Below are 20,866 nucleotides of genomic sequence, written 5' to 3' on the forward strand. Positions count from 1 at the left end.
AGAGCGGGCTGCCTGCCGACCCGCTAGCGGGCGGGATCGTCCGCGACTTCGATGTCCCCGGCCGCGGCCGCCGCCCGTAACTGGTGAAAGTCGTCAAGCGACTTGTCGGCGTAGGCGTACGACCACTCGGCGACCGCGTCGTGCGCGGTGTCGCTGGTGCCGACGTATCCCCGCAGGATGGACGCGTTCGCACTCTGTGAGTGCGCCCGCGCCAGCAGCACCGCACAGGCTAGGACGTACTCGCGGAACGTCGAGGCCGACATGCCTTCGGTGTCGACGCTGCCCTTCATGTCGTGGAACTGGCGGATGTAGTAGTCGTGGCCGTCTTTGCGGGTCGTTCCGAGGAACACATCGGACATTGCCTGCAGAATTCGCTGGCCATCGATGACGCGCACGCCCTGGCCCTTCGCCGCGACGGCCTCGGTCAGGCTTTTGGGTTGGCGCCAACCCCCGTATTCTTCGAGCACTGATCGCGTGGCTTGTTTGATCTGCAGGATCAGCGGTGTGTCGTTGGGGCCGACCAAGATGACTAAATAGCAGCGGGTGCCGACGCTGCCGACGCCAACTACCCGCAGCGCGACATCGGTGATGCGGAAGTGCGATAGCAGCAGCGCAACGTCGGTCGGGACTGCGGCCAGATACTCTTGGACCGCCTCCACCAGCGGGGCTTCGACCTCTTCGTCGACATGCTGGAGGACCGGCGGTGATTCCCGCAGGCGCGGCGTCCCATCGGGCCCAATCTTCGTAATTTGCTTAAAGACTCGCGCTGACGTTCGAGTGCGCGCCTGAGATGTCGTCTTCTGAATCACGGCCTGCAGGCCCTTGGATACCTTCCCGGTGTAGTGCTCCGGCTCCAGCCGCAGGTAATAGCGGTCCAGAACATTCATCTCCTCGAGCATCGCCTGCAGACTGGTTTGGTAACCCGCCAGCGCCTGTTCGACGCAACGGCGGATAGCCTTGGCCGGGTACCCGGCATGGCGGCCCCCGATGATCGCGCTGGTGATCAGGCGTTTGAGGTCCCACTCGGCGGGCGCCACAGCAGCCTCGTCGAAATCGTTCAGGTCGAACACTATTGCGCGGTCCGGGGCGGCGTACATGCCGAAGTTCGAGATGTGAGCGTCACCGCAGCACATGATCTCGATCCCACTCGATGGGCTGGCGGCGAGGTCGGCGGCCATGACCGCGGCGGAGCCGCGGTAGAACGAGAATGGGTCGGCGAGCATCCGGGCAAAACGCAGCGGTACGAGTTCGCGCAGCCGGTCGGCGTTTTGCTCGACGAGGATTTCGGCGGCCGTTCGCGGAGAGGGAGTCAGCTGTGCGAGAGCGCGCCGTGGGGCGGTCTTTCGCAGCGCCCGACCGCGCGCCACATCCTTGCTCGGGACTTCGAGATCGATCAGGCGGTCACGCAACACCCGTTGCGGCATCTGCTCAGCGTACTCAACCCAGGTCGTTGCGTCCTGCATCGGCATGATGGCAGGTGAGTTCGGTAACCGAGGCCATGTCGAGGAGGGCTGGGAGCTTGGCCAGCACGGCGATCACCGCTTCGGCGCGGTCCGCGCCGAGATGCGGTGTGGTGATGGTCCGGAATTTCTGTTCGAGCCGTTGGCGCTGCAGGGCCGAATCAGCTTGAGGTGTGTTCACGTCATGAGTGGTGCTTAACTGCCTGCCGTCGTTCAGGGTCACCTCAACGAGGGTGGGCGCGCCCGATGTTCCGTCGTCGGTGACGGTCACCTTGTCGCGCAGCGCGATGACTGCCGGGTCGCTGGCCGCCGCGTCGTCGATGACCATGGTCGACCGGCCCAGGGTCGCCATCGCGGCCAGGTGCGCAACGCTGAACTTGACTTCGAGTCCGGTTGCCGGCCTGGGCAATGCGCAGGTGGCAAATTCCAATTCGCCCAGATGTAGCCGAATCTCGTTGACCTCATCGATGTTCAGCTGATGCTGCGCGCGTAGCTTACGGATGCCGCCCAGCGTCGAATGTGTCATATAGCAGGACGCGTCGAATTTGAACAGGTTGCTCAAGATGTGCCAGCCCATCGGTGGTTCGGCCAGCGCGGCAGCCGCGTCGCATGCTCCACTCGCAGTGGCGGCGAAACCCTTTGCGCCCTCGATAGCTGATTCGTTTGCGGTGAATCCGTTCTGGGCCAGCAGCGCGGCCAGCAGCCCGTTTTCGCATGCCTTTCCCGCATGGAACGACTTGGACATGGTGCCCACCATGCAGCCCAGCCCGGCGGCCTGGGTGGCGGCCAACGCGAGTGCCATCGTCGTGCGTTGCGCGTCGAGCGACAGCAGACGCGAGCACGCCGCCGCGGCGCCCAGTGTGCCGATCGTCCCGGTGTGGTGAAAGCCCCGGAGATACGACAGCGGGCCAACCGCAGCGGCAACCCGGCAAGCGGTCTCGTAGCCGGCGACGAAGGCGCACAGGAACTCTGGCCCGCAGCTGTGCAGCGATTCGGCCAACGCCAATACCGCTCCGAGTATCGCGACCGACGGGTGACCGATGAGCGTCGCGTTCACATCGTCGAAGTCGAGGACGTGCGATGAGGTGCCGTTCACCAGCGCGGCCTGCAGCGGGTTCACCCGAACCCCGTGACCGATCACGCTGGCGCCTTCCGCGACGGCGTCGGGCGCGAGCGTTCGCAGCAGTGTCTGCGGAGCCGGTTCTCGGCTGCCGATGACGGTGACGCCGAGCCAGTCCAGCACGCACAACCGCGCCACGGCGACAACGTCGTCAGGCAGTTGCTCGAAACTCAGACGGGCCGACCGTTCACCCAATTCCGATGTCAAGCCGGTCATGGGCGTTCGTACGTTCCGGTCAGCACCCCGCGGGCGATGACGTGTCCGGCCATCTGCTTCAGCAGTGCCTTAGCGGTGGCGACGTGGTCGGGAACCGGCTCGTCAAGCGCCAACACATGGAACCGGTAGTGATGTGGCCCGTGACCGGGAATCGGGCGTGGGCCCGCGTATCCGCGATACCCCAAACTGCCCGGGATGAAGCGCATTCCGGCGGTACCCGGCTGCAACGCGCCGGTCTCAACATCCTGCATGCCGGACTCGATCACCGCGACGGTGTGCAGCAGCGGGCGCGGCAGCGGAACGTCGACGTCGTCGATGATCAGCACCAGCTGACGGGCCTGTGCCGGCAGCCCGGTCCAGTGCAGCTGCGGTGACCTGTTGTCACCAACGCCCTTTCCGGCGCTCGACGCCGGCATCGCGCCGCCATCGCTGAATGCGGTGCTGGTGATCGTGATGTCATAGGGGGCGGTGAAATCCGAACCGGCCAGCGGGCTTCGATGCTCGCCGGCTCGGACACTGTGGAGCAGTCTGCCGAGGGTGCCCATCACGCGCCGCTTCCGGCGCCGCGGATCGCCACTGTGCTGGACCGCAGCATGTCGCCCAATTCGGACGGCAGGTAACCTTGCGCCGCCAGCCGCGGCAATACGCCTCCGCTGGCGATGATGTCGAGAATCAGGTCGGGCAGCCTGGGTACCGATCCCGACGCCCCGGTCGTCTCGTTGCGCCATTCGCCGGTGCTTAGATCGAAACTGCCGGTGTCGCCCTCGCTGAACACGGAGGTGGCGTCGGGAATCGTCATCGCGGGCAACCCGGCGTTGACGGCATTGCGGAAGAACAGTGAATTGAATTCCTCGGCGACCAGGCCGGTGACGCCGAGTTCGGTGAATAGCGCCGCGACCGGACGCGACGATCCCAGCCCGAAGTTCTTGCCCGCCACCACGATGTCGCCGGATGACACCTGATCGGTCCAACCGGGGCGCACCTCGTAGAAGATGTGCTTGGCCGCCTCTGGGGGATCCATTTTCATCGCGAAGGCCGGATACATGGCATCGGTGTTCAGATCGTCGCCGAACACCCAGACCTTTCCGGTGATGGCGAGCGTCATCGGGTCACACTCCTTGGGTCGGTGATGTAGCCGGTGATCGCCGATGCGGCGACGGTTGCCGGTGAGGCCATGAAGATCTGCGCCTCGGGGCTGCCCATGCGACCGGTGAAGTTCCGGGTGCTCGACGTCAGGCAGACTTCGCCGGGCCCTAGCACACCCATGTGGTACCCGAAGCACGCGCCGCAAGTGGAGTTGGTGATCACCGCGCCGGCGTCGGCGATGTCCTGCAGGTAGCCGAGCCGCATCGCCTCGCGGTAGACGGCCTGCGATGCTGGAGTCACGAGCAGCCGGACACCGCCGGCAACCGTCTTGCCGCGCAACACGTCCGCGGCGATTTCGAGGTCTGCGAGTTGGCCATTGGCACACGAACCGATGAAGGCCTGATCGATTTTCTGCATGCCCAACTGGGAGACCGGCAAGCCGTTGCGGCTCACCGTGCCCGGCCGGGCCACGTAGGGTTCCAGAGCGGCCAGATCCACCTGCCGCACCTCGCGGTAGGCCGCATCGGAATCCGGTGCCGCAGAGTCATATCCGGTGACGCCGCGCTCGTCGAGGAAGGACGTCAGCACCTCGTCGGGCTCGAACGTGCTGAAGTCGGCCGACACCTCGGCACCCTGGGTGGCGATGGTGCGGCGGTCGTGCATCTGGATGCTCGCCAGCCCGGGGCCGCCGAATTCCAGGTTCAGGTTCGCGGCGTCGCCATACTCGTTGGCGATGTGCAAGAAGATGTCCTTGCCGCTGACCGTGTCGGGTTTGACGCCTTCGAGCTGGTAGCGGATCGTCGGCGCGACCTGAAACCAGGTGCTGCCCGTACACATGATCGAGTACACCTCGGCGGGGCCCAGCCCGCGGGCGGCGGTGTTGTAGGCGCCGGCTGCGCAGGTGTGAGAGTCGGTGCAGGCCAGTATTTCTCCGGGGCGCGCCAGCCCGTTCTCGGCGATGACCTGGTGGCAGATGCCGTGTCTGCCGACGTCGTAGAAGCGCTCGATGCCGAACTGGGCGGCGAACTTTCGGGCATGCGGGCCGCCGGCGGCGTCTTTGATGGTCGGTGCGGGTACGGCGTGGTCCATGACGATCGCCAGCTTGTCGGCGTCGTGAATGCGAAGCGGCTCGATCCACATCGTCGCGAACTGCAGATCGATCAGCACCGTCATGTCGACGTCGACGACGACGGTCTCGCCCGCGGACACCTTGTCCACACCGGCCTTGCGGGCGAAGATCTTCTCGATGATGGTCATGCTCATGGGCGGTCCTTCATGCGTGCGTATTTGGCGTCGAGTTGCAGCCACTCCGCCATCCCGACCAGGTTGAAGAAGTCGGCGGGTCGGGTGGGCAGGTAGTCGGCGACGTTGCCCCCGTTGAGTTCACACAGCCCCTCGAGCATGCCGAGGACCGCACGGGCGAGCGGGTTGCTCGGATGGATGGCGATGGCGTAACCCAGTTCTTGCAGTCGCGTCGCCGACTCCAGCGGTGTCATACCGCCAAGTACCAGGTTGATCAGCAGTGGAGCCTCGACGTCGCGTGCGATACGTTCAATCTCCTCGATGCTCTGCGGCGCCTCGACGAAGATGACGTCCGCACCCGCCCGGGCGTAGCGATTCGCCCGCTCGATCGCGGCCTCCAATCCGAGCTGGGCCCGAGCGTCGGTCCGCGCGACGACCAGCACGTTGTTGTCATCGCGAGTGTCGAGCGCGGCGGCCAAAGTCTGCTCGAAGGCCGCTGCGTCGATGACATGCTTGTCAGACAGGTGCCCGCAGCGTTTCGGAAATGCCTGGTCTTCCAATTGGATTGCAGCGACGCCCGCCTGCTCGTAGAGACGGACGGTGCGCACCACGTTCATCGCGGCGCCGTAGCCGGTGTCGGCGTCGGCGATCAACGGGACGTCGCCGAGCACGCCGACAAGCATCCGGGCCCGGTCGGCCATCTCGGTGGCGGTGACCAGTCCGATGTCCGGCAGGCCGAACCCGGACGCCGCCACGCCGGCGCCGGTCATGTACGCCGCCGCCTGACCGGTGCGCTGTGCCAGATGTGCGGTTATCCCGTCGAAAACGCCTGGGGCGACGATGAGTTCGCCGTCATCGAGCAAGGCGCGCAATTTGTGTCGGGCCGGTGTGGTGGCCATCTGTCATCCTTTCAGTCGAGTGCGCCGGCGACGGGCGGGGCCAGTAGATCGACGAGGGCACCGACGTCGTCGAGGTCCTCGAGACCGACCACTGCTCGCTCGATCGCGTCCGCGCGATCGCGGCTGGTGACCCGGTCGGCGAGGGCATGGAATTTGGTGACCAGCTCCTCGTTGGTGACCGGGTCCCACGGCGCACCATGGGGTGCGATGACGCGGGTGTGATGCACGCTGCCGTCGCGGGTGGTCACCGAGAGGTCGGTGCGGAACCGCTCGGTAAGGGGGGCGCCGGCCAGCGACTCGTCCAGGTGCACATCGGTGTTGTCGATCAGCGACCAGATGTCGTCGGCGCCTAGCCGCGCAGGGGTGAATTGTTCGGGCAGAGCGTTACCGTCGAGCAACGCGGCGGCGGTCGCGTAGCCGATGTTCATCTGGGCGCCGATCGCGGTCAGCGGCCGCTCAGGCTTCCACCAACCGTGCTTGTATACAGTCTCGCCCACCATGATGTCGATCTTTGAGATGTCTTCGGGGACAAGCGATTGGCGCAGCTGCCGGGCCGCGTCGACGGCTCCGTGCAGGCCACCCATGACCGCGTAGGACTTGACCATGATGATGCTGGTCTCCCAGCGCTCACCCAGTTGCTCGGTCAGCAATGACGCGTCGGGATCGTGGCCTTCGCCGAAAACGCTAAGGAATCCGCCGTATTCGCGCTCGAATACCCGTTTGATGCCGGTGTAGTTCGCCGCGGCCAGCCCGGCGGCGTAGAAGCCGTTGCGGGCGGCGAACCCATGGTGCATCCGCTTGCTCATCGCCTCGTACTGCGCGGCCATCAGCCCCGCGGATTGGGTGCCGGCAAGGCCCAATGCATCTTCCAACTGTGCGGGGGAGAGCCCGCGCATCTTCCCAGAGGCCATGGCCGCGGAGTGGGTGCCGAAGACCGGTCCCGAGTGCCAACCGCGGTCAAGCATCTGCGTGCCGTGCAGCGTGTAGCCGACGCGCGGGCCGACCTCGAATCCGGCGATCGCCCCGAGCAGAAAGTCTGCCCCCGTGGTGGTTCCGGGCCGTGCAGCGGCTGTCGAGATCAGTGATGGAATCACCAGGGAGCAGCTATGCACCGGAGCGATCGGGTGGAAGTCGTCGAGCTCGAATCCTTGAATAAAGGTGCCGTTGAGCACCGCTGCCGCGGGTGCGCTGGTGGATTTGCCGGTCCCGATGACCGCGACGCCGCCGGTGTTCTCCAACTCCAGGACCGCCCCAGTGGCCACCCTCGACCAGGGCAGTTGCGATCCGATGAGGGCGCAGCCAACCCCGTCGAGCAGCAGGTGTTTGGCACGTTCGACGACATCGCACGGCACGTCGTCAAGTGTCACGTCGGCGACCCAAGTGGCGAGCCGTCCGGTCGGTCCGTTCGGATCGGTGGCGGCGGCCTGCTGAACCGCGGTCATTTTGTCTGCCCTCCATCCGTTGTTGTATGCTTGTTATATAGATATAACAAATGATGGCGAGGTCGGCAAGGGAGTGTGCGAACATTGATGCTCATGCAGGAGACCGACGGCGGTGTCGGACCGGTGAACACCGGTGCCGGGGTGCCGCTGCATCGTCAGCTGTTTTTGGTGTTGCATGACGAGATCGCCCGGGGAGCGCTCGCTCCCGGCGCGGCGCTGCCGACCGAACAAGCGCTGTGCGACCAGTTCGGCGTTTCCCGCATTACGGTGCGTCGGGCGTTGGCCGACCTGGCCGAGCAGGGCTACATCGATCGCCGGCAAGGCGTGGGATCGTTCGTCCGTCAACGCGGCCGATCTGACCAGGCACCTCCGGTCGGCTCGTACATGGACGGTCTTCGGCAGGCGCAATTCCAGACGTCCATCGACGTGGTGGAGTACGACCTCCGAACGCCGCCGTCCTCAATTGGCGATGCGCTCGGGATGACCGCCGAAATACTGCACATATTGCGGGTGCGCCGCGAGCGCAGAACCCACGAGCCGTTGATGGTCACTGAAGCTTGGCTGCCAACGGGTCTCGCCGATACGCTGAGCACCTCGGCGCTGCGCCGAAAACCGCTTTACGAGTTGCTCTCCACCGCCGGTGTCGTCATCGACCGGATGCAGCATGAGATCACGGCGGAGATCGCGGGTCCGCGCAACGCGCGTCTGCTCAACACTGCGATCGGTTCGGCGCTGCTTCGCGTCAACCGTCTGGCGTTCGTGGCGGGTTCGCCGCATCACTACGTATCGATCCTGCTCTCGCCCAACCGGAGTCGCGTGCTGATGAGCCAGACCGCCGCCGAACTCCAAACGGATGACGGCCTGGCGATCGCTCACGACGTGCGGCGCGGCTCGACCTAACGGAGCAGCCCGATGCCGGGGAGAAACCGGCCGACACGGGCCGTATAGCTACGGTAGGCCGCACCGTGTTTGCCCAGCAGATACGGTTCCTCGACTCGGCGTACCTGCAGCTCGAGCGCGCTGACCGCGAGGATCAGTCCGGCGATCGTCACGAAATTCGGTGTCAGCAAGGCGATTCCGAAGTTAAATGTGAGCATCGCCATGTAGATGGGGTTACGCACCCGCCCGAACATGCCGGTGTGCACCAGTGCGGTCGTTTCGCTCTCGTCCACGCCGACGCGCCACGAATCTCCCATGTCGAGCTGCGCCCACACCGTCAACACGATGCCCAGCATGGCCAACGCGATTCCCGCGGTCTGAATTCCGTCGGCGTGCAGGACGGACAGCGGAGTGATGATGCCGAACAGCTGCAGCAACGGGCCGATCACCGCGACGACCAGTGCGATGACGAAGCCCAGCCCGGCGACCCATTCCACTGAGCCAATGCTGCCGTTGGTACCGCGAAGCCCGGTCGATCCCGTTCGCCGAAGTTGAAGCCAAGCGCGCCAGACGAATCCGAGCAGACCGAACACCATCAGCAACGCCAGCGCGATCACCGCCGCAGAAACGGGAGACATCGTCACAGCCGTCCATCGACGCGCAGGTCGGGATGCACCCAGTTCGGGGACCGGCGCTCCCGGAATGCGACGAAGCCTTCGACGGCCTCGGCGCTCTCGATGCTGGCTTCCATCCCGATGCGGTCGTAGAGGCCGAGGTAGTTATCCAGGCTGGACTTGACGACCCGTCGCGCTCCGGGCGCGGTACGGCAACATTGCGCCAGCACCTCCTTGGCGGCTGTCATCAGTTCGTTGTGCGGCACCATCCGCGCGACCATGCCCCACTCGACGGCTTCCGACGCGGACAACGTCCGCCCGGTCAGCATCAGATCGCGGGTGCGGATCGGGCCCACGATTCGCGCCAGCATTTGGCTGTAATAGGTGTCGGCGATACCGCGGTACAACTCGGGGACTCGGAAGGTTGCCTGCTCGCTGACCACGGCGACGTCGCTGCACATGGCGATCTGCAGCCCGCCGCCCTGGCACAGCCCGTTGACTGCGGAAACCACCGGCTTGGCCGACTTCCGCAACGTGTCGAACGGGGTCACATCCAGTGATAGCGCCGATCCCCACTGCATCCAGTTGTCGGCTCCGCCACCGCCCAGGTCGCCGCCCGGCGCGAACACGTCACCGGTTCCGGTGAGGAGCAGCCCCGCCAGATCGGCGTCGGCGTCGACCCGCGAAACGGCATAGCGGATGCCGAAGTACATCGCCGGTGTCATGGCGTTACGGGCTTGCGGGCGGTCCAGCGTCACGATCGCGAACGGCCCGTCGCGCCGAAACGTCAGATAAGGCGTTCCCAGCCAGTCACCCTCGGGCGGGCGTGGGCTGCCATTGTCTGGCAGGTCTGCTGGGGTTGGCGGCATTGCGTCTCTCCTTTGCGGCGCGATTCGTTCGGTTCTGGTATTTGATCAGTCCCGCAGAATCGCTTCGTCGATCGCCTCGGAATACGGTGCACAGTCCCCGGCGCCGGGCACCAGCGTCGCCAGCGCGCCGGCGGCGCAGGCGCGGCGCAACGCGTGGTCGTGGCCGTTGGCCCAGCCCGCTGCCAGCACGCCGACGAACACGTCGCCGGCGCCGGAGGTGTCGATCACCTCCACGGCCGGCGGCGTGGCGCTGAATTCCTGACCGTCGCCGGCATAGCTGGCGCCGTGGGCGCCGCGGGTGATCACCCGATGCGGGACTGGCCAAACCCAGTGCGCGGCTTCGGCTTCGTTGACCACCACCACATCCGTGAGCTCGGCCAGTTCGGCCAGCTCGGCTGGGTCCCCACCGGACGGTGAGGCGTTGACGATGACGGTCGCTCCGGCCGAATGGGCTTCGCGGGCAGCTGCTGTCGCTGTCGTGACCGGAATCTCCAACTGCAGCAACAGCACATCGCAGTCGGCGGCCAGCCCGCGGAGCACCGGGGAGTGCAGCGTCAGGTGACCATTGGCGCCGGGCGCGACGACGATGAGGTTTTCGCCGGCGGAGTCGACCACGACGACTGCGCTGCCACTGGGACCCGGCGAGGTGATGAGTCCGTCGGTGCCCACGCCGTTCGCGGTCAGATGCTCGCGCAGGGCTGTCGCCGCCGAGTCGTCACCCACCGCGCCGACGAACTGCACCTGCGCTCCGGCACGCGCTGCCGCCACCGCCTGATTGGCGCCCTTACCACCGGGTGTCGATCGGGTTGTAGTCGCCAGCACCGTCTCGCCCGGGTGCGGTAGGGCGTCGACCTCGAACCCCATGTCCATATTCACGCTGCCCACCACGCATACGCGTGTCATTCCGCCGACGGTATGGAGTCGCGCGCGGTTTCACAACGGCGCGTTGATAACGGTTTTCGGCAAATCCAATTTCAGTACACCGTTCGCGTTACGCTGCTGCGTGATCTGGACTTTTCCGGCCCGTCAGCGAAAGGAAGCCGATTGACGCGGCTCTCAACTGATCCGGTATCGCAAGACCAAACGGTCCCGGCCGGCAAGGGTAGGCGACACTTGCGGGTGCTGCCCAGGTTAAGCATCCAGTCCAAGATCATGGTGCTGCTGCTGGTTTCCAGCCTTGCGTCGTTGGCGGTCATTTGCGTCGTCGAGTTCATATCCGCCCGTCACGCCCTGTTGCCTGCCGAGTCCGAACGAATGATCCAGCTGCGTGAGGCACAGAAGCGGGCAATGGAGATGCTGTTCGCGGACCTGACGAATTCGCTGATTGTCTACAGCAGCGGGTCGACCGCCGTCGAGGCGGTGCAGGCGTTCACCGACGGCTTCGACCAACTGGCTAATGCGACGATCGACCCCGGCCAACAACAGTCGCTGGTGAACTTCTACAACAACAAGCTAATCAAACCGATTCAGCAGGCGACCGGCGATAAGCTGAGTATCAATGCGGTGCTGCCCGACAGCAATGCGCAGAAGTATCTGCAAATCCACTACACCCTGCCGTCGTTCGGCGCCTCAACCTCGCTCGACGATGCCGGTGACGGCAGCGCCTGGTCGGCCGCGAATGCCCGTTTCAACAACTACTTTCGCGAGATCGCGACCCGCTTCGAATACCGGGACGCCATTCTGCTCGACACCCGGGGAAACGTGGTCTACAGCGTGAACAAAGGTCCCGAGCTGGGCACCAACATCCTGACCGGTCCGTATCGCGAGTCCAACTTGCGCAGCGCCTACGAAAAGGCAATGGCCGCCGACTCGGTGGACTTCGTGTGGATCACCGACTTCCAGCCGTTTCAGGCCGCACTCGGGGTGCCGATCGCCTGGCTGGTATCGCCGATCACCGCGGCGGGCAAGACGGCGGGGGTGCTGGCGCTGCCGTTACCGATCTCCAAAGTCAACCGGATCATGACTGCCGACAAGGGCTGGAAAGCCGCCGGCATGGGGGAGACGGCGGAGACGTATCTGGCCGGTCCGGACAAGTTAATGCGTTCTGACTCGCGGTTGTTTCTGGAGGACCCCAAGAGATACCGGCGCGAGGCCGAAGCGGCAGGAACCCCGCCCGACATCGTCGACCAGGCGATCAGGTGGCACGGCACGACGCTGGTTCAACCCGTCGAGACCGCGGCTGTTCGCGCCGCCCAACGCGGGCAGACCGGAACCGTCGTCGATACCGGCTACCTGGGAGACCGGGAGCTCGCGGCCTACGCCCCGCTCCACCTGCCCAATTCGGACCTGCGCTGGTCGATCCTGGCGACCAGGGACAGCGCAGAAGCCTTCGACCGGATCAGTTCATTCACCCGAACACTGATATTGACCACCGCGGCATTGGTTTTCGTCATCTGCGTGGCGGCAATGCTGATTGCCCAGATATTCGTGCGGCCTATCCGGCGGCTGCAGGCCGGCGCCCAGGCGATCAGCGCCGGGAATTACGACGTGAGCATGCCGGTGACGTCGCGTGACGAGATCGGTGATCTCACTGTCGCTTTCAACGACATGAGCCGGAATCTGCAGACCAAAGAAGAACTGCTTACCGAACAGCGCAATGAAAACGACCGGCTGCTGCTGTCGTTGATGCCCGAGCCGGTCGTGCGGCGCTACCGCGAAGGCGAACAAACTATCGCCCAAGAGCACCAGGACGTCGCCGTCATTTTCGCGGACATCGTCGGCCTCGACGAGATCTCCAACGAGCTATCGGGTGACGAACTGGTGGGGATGGTCGACGAGCTGATTCGGGAACTCGATTCGGCGGCGGAAACCCTTGGCGTCGAGCCGGTTCGCACCGTGCACAACGGCTACCTCGCCAGCTGCGGCTTGAATGTTCCGCGGCTGGACAGCGTGCCCCGAACCATCGACTTCGCCGTGGAGATGCAACGCGTCATCGAGCGATTCAATAGCCGGACGGGCCAGCACCTCAGCGTTCGGGCCGGCGTTCACACCGGCAACGTCATCAGTGGACTTGTCGGCCGGACCAGCGTCATCTACGACATGTGGGGCGCCGCGGTCAATCTGGCCCACCAGATGCATAGCGGTGCAACGGAGTCGGGGATCTACGTCACCTCGGAGGTGTACGAGGTGATGCGGGATATTCGGCACTTCACGCCCGCAGGCACCATCACGGTTGGCGGCTCGGAGCAGCCGATTTGGCGATTGTCGGAGCGCAAGTGAAATTCGTTGACGCAGCCTGGTTTTACTGGGCCGTCGGGCTAACCGTCGGACTGCCCTTCACGCTGATCGCTCTCACCGAGTTGCACCACGCGCTCGCCCGCAGGCAGAGCGCTCTGGCCCGACCGGTCAACCTGCTGCGCAGCTATCTGGTGCCGCTGACAGCGCTATTGCTGCTGTTGGTCAAGGTGGCGCAGGTTCCGGAGCGGCTCAACTCGGTGCGGATGCTCGCGACGGTATTCGGCTTCTTGGTGCTGGTACTGCTGTTGTCCGGGCTGAACGCCACGCTGTTCGAGAGCGCCCCGCAGGGCTCTTGGCGCGCGCGGGTACCGACGATATTTCGGGACGTAACGCGGCTTTTGCTGATCGCCGTAGGCCTGGCGCTGATCTTGTCCTACGTCTGGGGAGTGCGTATCGGCGGCCTGTTCACCGCGCTCGGCGTTGGGTCGGTGGTCATCGGCCTGATGCTGCAGAATTCCGTCGGCCAGATCGTGTCGGGCCTGTTCATGTTGTTCGAGCAACCCTTCCGGATCGGCGACTGGCTGGACACCCCGACGGCGCGGGGACGCATCGTGGAAGCGAACTGGCGCGCCGTCCACATCCAAACCGACCGCGGATTGCAGATCACACCGAATTCGGTACTGGCCGCTACTTCGTTCACGAATCTCAGCCGTCCGCCCGGCGCACACCAACTGGAGATAACAACCATATTTTCTCCTGACGACCCGCCCGACCGCGTGCGACATCTGTTATCGCGGATCGCCGGCACACTGCCGCAATGCAAGGCCGACAGCACACCGACCGCAGTGGCCGCCGGTAGCGGCGAGTACCGCGTCACCATCGGGTTGAAGTCGCCCGCCGATGACGGCGCGGCGCGAGCGACATTCCTCCGATGGATCTGGTACGCGGCGCGGCGTGAGGGCCTCCACCTCGACGGCGCCGACGACGACTTCTCCACACCGGCACGGGTGCAGATGGCGATGCGAACTGTCGTGGCGCCAGCCTTGCGGTTGAGTCACACTGATCAACAGTCCCTGACCTCGCACGCGAAAATCGTTCGATACGGCACCGACGAAGTCGTGCAATTCGCCGGTAAAGTGCCCACCGCGATGACATTTCTGATCACCGGCTGCGTCCGGCTGACCACCACTGCCGAAGACGGTTCTGTCCTGTCACTTAGCGTGCTGGAAGAAGGTTCATTCCTCGGGCTGACCACACTGACCCGTCAACCAAGTCTGTCTACAGCGTATGCGCTCGAAGAGGTGACTGCGCTGGAGATCGATCGCGAGCACATCGAAGATGTGGTCATGCGGTCACCTTTACTGCTTCAGGAGCTGGGCCGCATCATCGAAGACCGGCGAAAGCGCGTCGGCAGCCCGGGGTCGTAAGTGCATTCGCGACCACCACGTTGTCGAGAATGACCTTCAGCGGCCAGGGACCGGCCAGGCTCATGGCAGTCTGCACCAGCATGGCTGTCAGGATGAAGGCGATTACCAGCGGTAAGGCCCGAACGAATTCAAGAATCAGGCGCGTCATTGCGACCTTCTTCCGTCGTGGGCCAGCTACATCGGCGCCTACAGGTGCGATGCGCACAACTCGAACCTGGCCATCTCGATATTGCCCAGCCCTGGCGCCACGGCCGCGATTGACCAAAGGCCAGCCGAATATCACTGCCCACAACGCCGGAATAGCGATGATCAAAGGGATTTCAGCCGCCTTCTAGCGCATCCTGCCGCGCCGCAGAGAGGTAAATCTCGGTCTGCCGAAGCGTTCGCCCGAACGTCGACTAGGGCCGTGTCAACCGGGCCGTAGGAAACTCGATACCCTGGGTTAATGAGTGTGCATGCTCCGTCGGCTCCCGACCTGCGCCAACAGGTGCACCACGCCGCACGCCGGGCGCGGGTCGCGGCCCGAGTGCTGGCCTCTTTGCCGACTGTCGCCAAGGACCAGGCGCTGTGTGTCGCCGCGGAGGCAATTGTGGCTAGCTGCGATCAGATCCTGGCGGCTAACGCCGAAGATCTGAATGCGGCGCGGGCAGCGCAGACACCGACCGCCATGATCGACCGGTTGGCATTGGACCCGAAGCGCGTCGAGGGCATCGCCGCCGGACTGGGCCAAGTCGCTGGACTGCCCGATCCGGTCGGCGAGGTGCTGCGCGGCTACACCCTGCCCAACGGGCTGGCGCTGCGCCAGCAGCGGGTTCCGCTCGGCGTGATCGGTATGGTCTACGAGGGCCGGCCCAACGTCACCGTTGACGCGTTCGGTTTGGCGCTCAAGTCCGGCAACGCCGCACTGCTGCGCGGCAGCGCATCGGCGGCGAAGTCCAACGAGGCGCTGGTCTCCGTGTTACGCGCTGCGCTGCTGAGCGAGGACCTGCCCGCCGACGCCGTCCAGCTGCTCTCGGCTGCCGACCGCTCGACCGTCACCCATCTGATCCAGGCCCGCGGCCTGGTCGACGTGGTCATCCCGCGTGGCGGAGCCGGCCTGATCGACGCGGTGGTCCGAGATGCGCAAGTGCCGACCATCGAGACCGGTGTCGGCAACTGCCATGTCTATGTGCACGATGCCGCCGACCTCGACATGGCTGAACGGATCCTGTTGAACTCCAAGACCCGTCGGCCCAGCGTCTGCAACGCCGCCGAGACGTTGCTGGTCGACGCCGCGATCGCCGGGCAGGCGTTGCCGCGGCTGATCGCTGCACTGCAAGACGCCGGCGTGACCGTGCATCTCGACCCCGATGAGGCGCACTTACGCCGCGAATACCTGGCGATGGAGATCGCGGTTGCGGTCGTCGATGGTGTCGACGCGGCGATCGCGCATATCAACGAATACGGAACCGGGCACACCGAAGCCATCGTGACCACCAATATGGCCGCTGCTCAACGGTTTACCGAAGGAGTGGATGCAGCCGCGGTGATGGTCAACGCGTCGACGAGCTTCACCGACGGTGAGCAGTTCGGGTTCGGCGCCGAGATCGGCATCTCCACCCAGAAGCTGCACGCCCGCGGCCCGATGGGACTGCCAGAATTGACTTCGACCAAGTGGATCGTCTGGGGAGACGGTCAGACACGCCCGGCCTGACATGCTGAGGAGAAACACAACGTGAGTGTGCCCGCGCGGCCCGTGCCGCTGTTCGCTGATATCGACGACGTCGAGCAGCGGCTGGCTGAAACCGGTTATCTGGTCGATACTGCCACCGCCACTGCGGTTTTCCTCGCCGACCGGCTCGGCAAGCCGCTCTTGGTGGAAGGACCCGCCGGGGTCGGCAAGACCGAGCTGGCCCGCGCCGTCGCGCAGGCTACCGGATCCGGTTTGGTTCGCCTGCAGTGCTACGAAGGCGTCGACGAGGCCCGCGCGCTCTACGAGTGGAACCACGCCAAGCAAATTCTGCGCATCCAGGCCGGGTCCGGAGACTGGGACCAGACCAAGATGGACGTGTTCAGCGAGGAGTTTCTGCTGTCGCGGCCGCTGCTGACCGCGATCCGGCGCACCGAGCCCACGGTGCTGCTGGTCGACGAAACCGACAAGGCCGACATCGAAATCGAGGGTCTGCTGCTAGAAGTGCTCTCCGACTTCGCGGTGACGGTCCCCGAACTGGGCACCATCACCGCTGAGCGGGCGCCGTTCGTGGTGCTGACCTCCAACGCCACCCGCGAGCTGTCCGAGGCCCTCAAGCGACGTTGCCTGTTTTTGCACATCGACTTCCCCAGCCCCGAGCTGGAACGCCGTATCCTGCTGTCCCGCGTCCCCGAACTGCCCGGACACATCGCCGACGAGCTGGTGCGCATCATCGGGGTGCTACGCGGAATGCAACTCAAAAAGCTGCCGTCGGTGGCCGAGACCATCGACTGGGGACGGACGGTGCTCGCGCTCGGCATGGACACCATCGACGATGCGACCATCGCCGCGACGCTGGGCGTGGTGCTCAAACACCAATCCGATCAGCAGCGCGCGACCGGCGAACTTCGGCTGAACTAGGGCGCACAGATGACCGTTCGCCGCGTTCGCCCCAGCTATCCGCTTGCTCCGCACGGCCTGCCGGGTCATCTGGTGGGTTTCGTCGAAGCGCTTCGCGGGCAAGGCATTTCGGTTGGACCATCGGAGACGGTGGATGCCGGCAAAGTGATGGCGGTCCTTGGCCTCGGTGATCGCGAGGTGCTGCGCGAGGGGCTCGCTTGCGCGGTATTGCGCAGGCCCGAGCACCGCGAGACCTACGACGCGATGTTCGACCTGTGGTGGCCCGCCGCGCTGGGTGCACGTGCCGTCGTGACGGAGGAGGCCGAGGCCGATCCCGAAATCCAGTTGCCACCCGACGACGTCGAGGCGATGCGGCAGATGCTACTGGATCTGCTCACCGCCAATGCCGACCTCGCCGACATGGACGAGCGGCTATTGGCGATGATCGCCCAAATCGTCGACGCCTACGGCAAGTACAACTCAAGCCGCGGCCCGTCGTACTCGTCGTATCAGGCGCTCAAGGCGATGGCGCTGGACGAACTGGAAGGCAAGCTGTTGGCCGGACTGCTCGCTCCCTACGGCGACGAGCCCACGCCGACCCAGGAGCAGATCGCCAAAGCGCTTGCCGCACAGCGGATCACCCAGTTGCGCAAAATGGTCGACGCCGAGACCAAGCGGCGCACCGCCGAGCAACTCGGCCGTGACCACGTCCAGATGTACGGAATCCCACAGCTGGCCGAGAACGTCGAATTCCTGCGCGCCTCAGGCGAACAGCTGCGTGCGATGCGCAGGGTGGTGCAGCCACTGGCCCGCACCCTGGCCACCCGGTTGGCCGCTCGTCGGCGCCGTGCCCGCGCGGGGGCGATCGACTTGCGCAAGACGTTACGCAAGTCGATGTCCACTGGCGGCGTGCCGATCGACCTGGTGCTGCGCAAACCGCGCCCGGCGCGCCCCGAACTGGTGGTGTTGTGCGACGTGTCGGGGTCGGTCGCCGGCTTCAGCCACTTCACCCTGCTGCTGGTGCACGCACTGCGCCAACAATTTTCCCGCGTTCGGGTCTTCGCCTTCATCGACACCGCCGACGAGGTGACCCACATGTTCGGCCCGGACGCCGACCTGGCCGTGGCGATCCAGCGCATCACCCGGGAGGCCGGTGTCTACACCCGCGACGGCCACAGTGATTACGGCAACGCGTTCGTCTCGTTCATCCAGGCGCATCCGAACGTGCTGTCACCGCGCAGTTCGTTGCTGGTGCTCGGCGACGGCCGCACCAACTACCGCGACCCGGCCACCGATGTGCTGGCCCACATGGTCACCGCCAGCCGGCACGCGCACTGGCTCAACCCGGAGCCCAAGCACCTGTGGGGCAGCGGCGACTCGGCGGTGCCCCGCTACCAAGAGGTGATCACCATGCACGAATGCCGCTCCGCCAAGCAGCTGGCGGCGGTGATCGACCAGCTGCTGCCCGTCTAGCCCGGCCAGCAAGGACGCTTGCGGGAATCGGGTGTGCGGCGCCGCTCCAGTAAGCTGGCAAACCATGCGAAAGCGGCGGCTGGGAGTGATGGGTGGAACTTTCGACCCCATCCACAACGGCCACCTGGTCGCGGCCAGCGAAGTCGCTTATCTGTTCGATCTGGACGAAGTCGTCTTCGTGCCCAGCGGTCAGCCCTGGCAGAAGCAACGCCGGGTCAGCGCCGGCGAAGACCGGTATCTGATGACGGTGATCGCGACCGCGGCCAATCCCCGCTTCTCGGTGAGCCGGGTCGACGTCGACCGCGGCGGGCCCACCTACACCAAGGACACCCTGCGGGATCTGCACGCGCTCAACCCTGACGCCGACCTGTACTTCATCACCGGTGCCGACGCGCTCGCCGCCATCTTGTCGTGGCAGGACTTGGAGCAACTCTTCGCCATGGCGCGGTTCGTCGGGGTCAGCCGGCCCGGCTATGAGCTGGACCGCGAACATCTCGCCGATGTCCTCGACGGCCTGCCCGACGACGCGTTGACCTTGGTGGAAATCCCGGCGCTGGCAATCTCGTCGACGGACTGTCGTCGGCGGGCGCAAGAGTCGCGGCCGCTGTGGTATCTGATGCCCGACGGCGTGGTGCAGTACATCTCCAAGCGCGAGCTGTACCGCAAACCCCGGGACGACACGTGACGGCCACCTCGGAGGCGGTCGAGATGGCTACCGTCGCCGCGGGCGCGGCGGCGTCGAAGCTTGCGGATGATGTCGTCGTCATCGACGTTTCCGGTCAGCTGGTCATCACCGACTGCTTCGTCATCGCCTCGGCGTCCAACGAACGGCAGGTCAACGCGATCGTCGATGAGGTCGAGGAGAAGATGCGTCGGGCCGGCTACAAGCCCGCGCGCCGCGAAGGTGCCCGCGAAGGCCGCTGGACGTTGCTGGACTACGTCGACATCGTCGTGCACATCCAGCACCAAGACGAACGCAACTTCTATGCGCTGGACCGGCTTTGGGGTGACTGCCCGGTGGTGTTAGTGGACTTGTCCGAAAACCCCCAGAGCTCTGCGAGCCGGTCATGACGACGCGCCGCCTGGTGATGCTGCGGCACGGGCAGACGAACTTCAATCTCGGCAGTCGAATGCAGGGCCAGCTGGACACCGAGCTAAGTGAGCTGGGCCGCGCCCAGGCGGTCGCCGCAGCCGAGGCGCTCGCCAAACGCCAGCCGCTGCTCATCGTGTCGTCGGATCTGCGACGCGCATACGACACCGCAGTCGCGCTGGGGGAGCGTATGGGCTTGCCGGTGCGGGTTGACCAGCGGTTACGCGAGACCCACCTCGGCGACTGGCAGGGCATGACGCACGCCGAGATCGACACGAAAGCACCGGGTGCCCGGCTGGCCTGGCGCGAGGACGCGACCTGGGCACCGCACGGCGGCGAGAGCAGGGTCGATGTGGCCACGCGCAGCCTGCCGTTGATCACCGAGTTGGTCACCGGTGAGCCCGAATGGGGTGCCGACGAGGAACCGGCGCGACCGGTGGTGCTGGTCGCGCATGGCGGGCTGATCGCGGCCCTGACCGCGGCGCTGCTGCGGCTGCCGGTCGCCAACTGGCCCGCGCTGGGCGGCATGGGCAACGCCAGCTGGACGCAGCTGGCCGGGCACTCCGGCGATGCGCAGAACGGCGCCTATGCCGGCGACGACATTCGGTGGCGTCTGGACGTGTGGAACGCATCGGCACAGGTCACCGCCGATGTCCTCTGAGCAATTGCCGCGTCCGGCGCTGCTGATCTTCGCCGATTCACTGGCCTACTACGGACCAACCGGTGGCCTGCCTGCAGACGATCCGCGCATCTGGCCCAACATTGTTGCCTCGCAGCTAAATTGGGATCTGGAGCTGATCGGCCGCATCGGCTGGACGTGTCGGGATGTGTGGTGGGCGGCCACCCAGGACCCGCGGGCCTGGGCGGCGCTGCCCCGCGCCGGGGCGGTGATCTTCGCGACAGGCGGAATGGATTCGCTGCCGTCGCCGTTGCCGACCGCGTTGCGTGAGCTCATCCGTTACGTGCGACCGCCGTGGCTGCGGCGATGGGTCCGCGATGGCTACGGTTGGGTGCAGCCGCGGCTGTCTCCGGTGGCCAGAGCCGCGCTGCCACCCCACCTGTCCGCCGAATACCTCGAACAGACCCGCGGCGCAATCGATTTCAATCGGCCCGGGATCCCGATCGTGGCGTCGCTGCCGTCGGTGCACATCGCCGAGACTTACGGAAAGGCCCATCATGGCCGAGCCGGCACGGTTGGGGCGATCACCCAATGGGCTCAGCAGCACGACATCCCGCTGGTTGACCTGAAATCGGCGGTGGCCGAGCATGTTATGAGTGGTCGAGGCAACCCCGACGGTATCCA

21 protein-coding genes are annotated in these 20,866 nt (G+C 65.5%); 10 read left to right on the forward strand and 11 right to left on the reverse strand.

Going from position 1 to position 20,866, the window contains the following annotated elements:
* Nucleotides 1-23: 23 nt before the first annotated feature.
* From VEI45_RS13830 to VEI45_RS13860, 7 genes are read right to left on the reverse strand one after another with little or no spacing between them, the layout of a single operon-like run.
* The gene (locus VEI45_RS13830) at nt 24-1,463 is read right to left on the reverse strand and encodes a DUF2252 domain-containing protein (protein ID WP_324854064.1); all 1,440 of its coding nucleotides are present in this window, start codon (nt 1,461-1,463) and stop codon (nt 24-26) included.
* Nucleotides 1,438-2,796 carry an MmgE/PrpD family protein gene (locus tag VEI45_RS13835; RefSeq protein WP_324854066.1) on the reverse strand — a complete coding sequence of 453 codons (1,359 nt, stop codon included), beginning with the start codon at nt 2,794-2,796 and terminating at the stop codon, nt 1,438-1,440. The genes VEI45_RS13830 and VEI45_RS13835 overlap by 26 nt, the downstream gene beginning before the upstream one ends.
* Nucleotides 2,793-3,341 (reverse strand): YbhB/YbcL family Raf kinase inhibitor-like protein, encoded by a 549-nt coding sequence (locus tag VEI45_RS13840; protein WP_324854068.1) that lies wholly within the window; start codon nt 3,339-3,341, stop codon nt 2,793-2,795. The genes VEI45_RS13835 and VEI45_RS13840 overlap by 4 nt, the downstream gene beginning before the upstream one ends.
* Nucleotides 3,341-3,889 carry a 3-isopropylmalate dehydratase gene (locus VEI45_RS13845; protein WP_324854112.1) on the reverse strand — a complete coding sequence of 183 codons (549 nt, stop codon included), beginning with the start codon at nt 3,887-3,889 and terminating at the stop codon, nt 3,341-3,343. The genes VEI45_RS13840 and VEI45_RS13845 overlap by 1 nt, the downstream gene beginning before the upstream one ends.
* An 8-nt stretch (nt 3,890-3,897) precedes the next feature.
* Entirely contained in the window at nt 3,898-5,145 is a 1,248-nt protein-coding gene (locus tag VEI45_RS13850) for an aconitase/3-isopropylmalate dehydratase large subunit family protein (protein WP_324854070.1), read from the reverse strand.
* The gene (locus VEI45_RS13855; protein ID WP_324854072.1) at nt 5,142-6,023 is read right to left on the reverse strand and encodes an isocitrate lyase/PEP mutase family protein; all 882 of its coding nucleotides are present in this window, start codon (nt 6,021-6,023) and stop codon (nt 5,142-5,144) included. Before VEI45_RS13855 ends, VEI45_RS13850 begins: the two co-directional genes overlap by 4 nt.
* 11 nt (nt 6,024-6,034) lie before the next feature.
* Nucleotides 6,035-7,465 carry an MmgE/PrpD family protein gene (locus tag VEI45_RS13860; protein ID WP_324854074.1) on the reverse strand — a complete coding sequence of 477 codons (1,431 nt, stop codon included), beginning with the start codon at nt 7,463-7,465 and terminating at the stop codon, nt 6,035-6,037.
* 93 nt (nt 7,466-7,558) lie between these two features.
* On the opposite strand from VEI45_RS13860, the gene VEI45_RS13865 reads away from it, so the two are divergent.
* A complete protein-coding gene (locus VEI45_RS13865) occupies nt 7,559-8,365 on the forward strand; it encodes a GntR family transcriptional regulator (protein ID WP_324854076.1) in 807 nt (268 codons plus the stop codon).
* On the opposite strand, the gene VEI45_RS13870 is transcribed toward VEI45_RS13865, so the two are convergent.
* From VEI45_RS13870 to VEI45_RS13880, 3 genes are read right to left on the reverse strand one after another with little or no spacing between them, the layout of a single operon-like run.
* Nucleotides 8,362-8,982 (reverse strand): isoprenylcysteine carboxylmethyltransferase family protein, encoded by a 621-nt coding sequence (locus tag VEI45_RS13870; protein ID WP_324854078.1) that lies wholly within the window; start codon nt 8,980-8,982, stop codon nt 8,362-8,364. The genes VEI45_RS13865 and VEI45_RS13870 overlap by 4 nt on opposite strands.
* Before the next feature lie 2 nt (nt 8,983-8,984).
* Nucleotides 8,985-9,827, reverse strand: a complete 843-nt coding sequence (locus tag VEI45_RS13875) for an enoyl-CoA hydratase/isomerase family protein (RefSeq protein WP_324854080.1) — start codon at nt 9,825-9,827, stop codon at nt 8,985-8,987.
* A 45-nt stretch (nt 9,828-9,872) separates the two neighbouring features.
* Nucleotides 9,873-10,730: a ribokinase gene (locus VEI45_RS13880; RefSeq protein WP_324854082.1), complete on the reverse strand. Its 858-nt coding sequence runs from the start codon at nt 10,728-10,730 to the stop codon at nt 9,873-9,875.
* Between the two features lie 249 nt (nt 10,731-10,979).
* Here VEI45_RS13880 and VEI45_RS13885 point away from each other — a divergent pair, with 249 nt between their 5' ends.
* Both VEI45_RS13885 and VEI45_RS13890 read left to right on the forward strand, forming a co-directional pair.
* Nucleotides 10,980-13,046 carry an adenylate/guanylate cyclase domain-containing protein gene (locus VEI45_RS13885; RefSeq protein WP_324854114.1) on the forward strand — a complete coding sequence of 689 codons (2,067 nt, stop codon included), beginning with the start codon at nt 10,980-10,982 and terminating at the stop codon, nt 13,044-13,046.
* Nucleotides 13,043-14,431, forward strand: a complete 1,389-nt coding sequence (locus VEI45_RS13890) for a mechanosensitive ion channel family protein (protein ID WP_324854084.1) — start codon at nt 13,043-13,045, stop codon at nt 14,429-14,431. The genes VEI45_RS13885 and VEI45_RS13890 overlap by 4 nt, the downstream gene beginning before the upstream one ends.
* Here VEI45_RS13890 and VEI45_RS13895 read toward each other — a convergent pair.
* The gene (locus VEI45_RS13895) at nt 14,388-14,579 is read right to left on the reverse strand and encodes a hypothetical protein (RefSeq protein WP_324854086.1); all 192 of its coding nucleotides are present in this window, start codon (nt 14,577-14,579) and stop codon (nt 14,388-14,390) included. The two genes, VEI45_RS13890 and VEI45_RS13895, sit on opposite strands and share 44 nt — an antisense overlap.
* Nucleotides 14,580-14,876: 297 nt before the next feature.
* Here VEI45_RS13895 and VEI45_RS13900 point away from each other — a divergent pair, with 297 nt between their 5' ends.
* The 7 genes from VEI45_RS13900 to octT form a co-directional block, all read left to right on the forward strand.
* Nucleotides 14,877-16,124 (forward strand): glutamate-5-semialdehyde dehydrogenase, encoded by a 1,248-nt coding sequence (locus tag VEI45_RS13900; RefSeq protein ID WP_324854088.1) that lies wholly within the window; start codon nt 14,877-14,879, stop codon nt 16,122-16,124.
* A gap of 21 nt (nt 16,125-16,145) precedes the next feature.
* A complete protein-coding gene (locus VEI45_RS13905) occupies nt 16,146-17,021 on the forward strand; it encodes a MoxR family ATPase (RefSeq protein ID WP_324854090.1) in 876 nt (291 codons plus the stop codon).
* 9 nt (nt 17,022-17,030) lie between these two features.
* The gene (locus tag VEI45_RS13910) at nt 17,031-18,473 is read left to right on the forward strand and encodes a VWA domain-containing protein (protein WP_324854092.1); all 1,443 of its coding nucleotides are present in this window, start codon (nt 17,031-17,033) and stop codon (nt 18,471-18,473) included.
* Between the two features lie 64 nt (nt 18,474-18,537).
* Nucleotides 18,538-19,158 carry a nicotinate-nucleotide adenylyltransferase gene (gene nadD / locus VEI45_RS13915; protein ID WP_324854094.1) on the forward strand — a complete coding sequence of 207 codons (621 nt, stop codon included), beginning with the start codon at nt 18,538-18,540 and terminating at the stop codon, nt 19,156-19,158.
* Complete coding sequence (gene rsfS / locus VEI45_RS13920) at nt 19,155-19,544, forward strand: ribosome silencing factor (RefSeq protein WP_324854096.1); 390 nt, start codon at nt 19,155-19,157, stop codon at nt 19,542-19,544. The genes nadD and rsfS overlap by 4 nt, the downstream gene beginning before the upstream one ends.
* A complete protein-coding gene (gene gpgP, locus VEI45_RS13925; protein ID WP_324854098.1) occupies nt 19,541-20,224 on the forward strand; it encodes a glucosyl-3-phosphoglycerate phosphatase in 684 nt (227 codons plus the stop codon). The genes rsfS and gpgP overlap by 4 nt, the downstream gene beginning before the upstream one ends.
* The coding region (gene octT / locus VEI45_RS13930) for a diglucosylglycerate octanoyltransferase (RefSeq protein ID WP_324854100.1) at nt 20,214-20,866 on the forward strand (653 nt) is incomplete at its 3' end. The genes gpgP and octT, both read left to right, overlap by 11 nt.

Source organism: Mycobacterium sp. (assembly GCF_035623875.1).
GTDB lineage: Bacteria > Actinomycetota > Actinomycetes > Mycobacteriales > Mycobacteriaceae > Mycobacterium.

Bases quoted from the DNA above. Each gene is read 5' to 3' on its own strand.
- VEI45_RS13830 (WP_324854064.1), bottom strand. From the start codon at position 1,463: ATGCAGGACGCAACGACCTGGGTTGAGTACGCTGAGCAGATGCCGCAA.
- VEI45_RS13835 (WP_324854066.1), bottom strand. From the start codon at position 2,796: ATGACCGGCTTGACATCGGAATTGGGTGAACGGTCGGCCCGTCTGAGT.
- VEI45_RS13840 (WP_324854068.1), bottom strand. From the start codon at position 3,341: ATGGGCACCCTCGGCAGACTGCTCCACAGTGTCCGAGCCGGCGAGCAT.
- VEI45_RS13850 (WP_324854070.1), bottom strand. From the start codon at position 5,145: ATGAGCATGACCATCATCGAGAAGATCTTCGCCCGCAAGGCCGGTGTG.
- VEI45_RS13855 (WP_324854072.1), bottom strand. From the start codon at position 6,023: ATGGCCACCACACCGGCCCGACACAAATTGCGCGCCTTGCTCGATGAC.
- VEI45_RS13860 (WP_324854074.1), bottom strand. From the start codon at position 7,465: ATGACCGCGGTTCAGCAGGCCGCCGCCACCGATCCGAACGGACCGACC.
- VEI45_RS13865 (WP_324854076.1), top strand. From the start codon at position 7,559: ATGCAGGAGACCGACGGCGGTGTCGGACCGGTGAACACCGGTGCCGGG.
- VEI45_RS13870 (WP_324854078.1), bottom strand. From the start codon at position 8,982: ATGTCTCCCGTTTCTGCGGCGGTGATCGCGCTGGCGTTGCTGATGGTG.
- VEI45_RS13875 (WP_324854080.1), bottom strand. From the start codon at position 9,827: ATGCCGCCAACCCCAGCAGACCTGCCAGACAATGGCAGCCCACGCCCG.
- VEI45_RS13880 (WP_324854082.1), bottom strand. From the start codon at position 10,730: ATGACACGCGTATGCGTGGTGGGCAGCGTGAATATGGACATGGGGTTC.
- VEI45_RS13885 (WP_324854114.1), top strand. From the start codon at position 10,980: ATGGTGCTGCTGCTGGTTTCCAGCCTTGCGTCGTTGGCGGTCATTTGC.
- VEI45_RS13895 (WP_324854086.1), bottom strand. From the start codon at position 14,579: ATGACGCGCCTGATTCTTGAATTCGTTCGGGCCTTACCGCTGGTAATC.
- VEI45_RS13900 (WP_324854088.1), top strand. From the start codon at position 14,877: ATGAGTGTGCATGCTCCGTCGGCTCCCGACCTGCGCCAACAGGTGCAC.
- VEI45_RS13910 (WP_324854092.1), top strand. From the start codon at position 17,031: ATGACCGTTCGCCGCGTTCGCCCCAGCTATCCGCTTGCTCCGCACGGC.
- nadD (WP_324854094.1), top strand. From the start codon at position 18,538: ATGCGAAAGCGGCGGCTGGGAGTGATGGGTGGAACTTTCGACCCCATC.
- gpgP (WP_324854098.1), top strand. From the start codon at position 19,541: ATGACGACGCGCCGCCTGGTGATGCTGCGGCACGGGCAGACGAACTTC.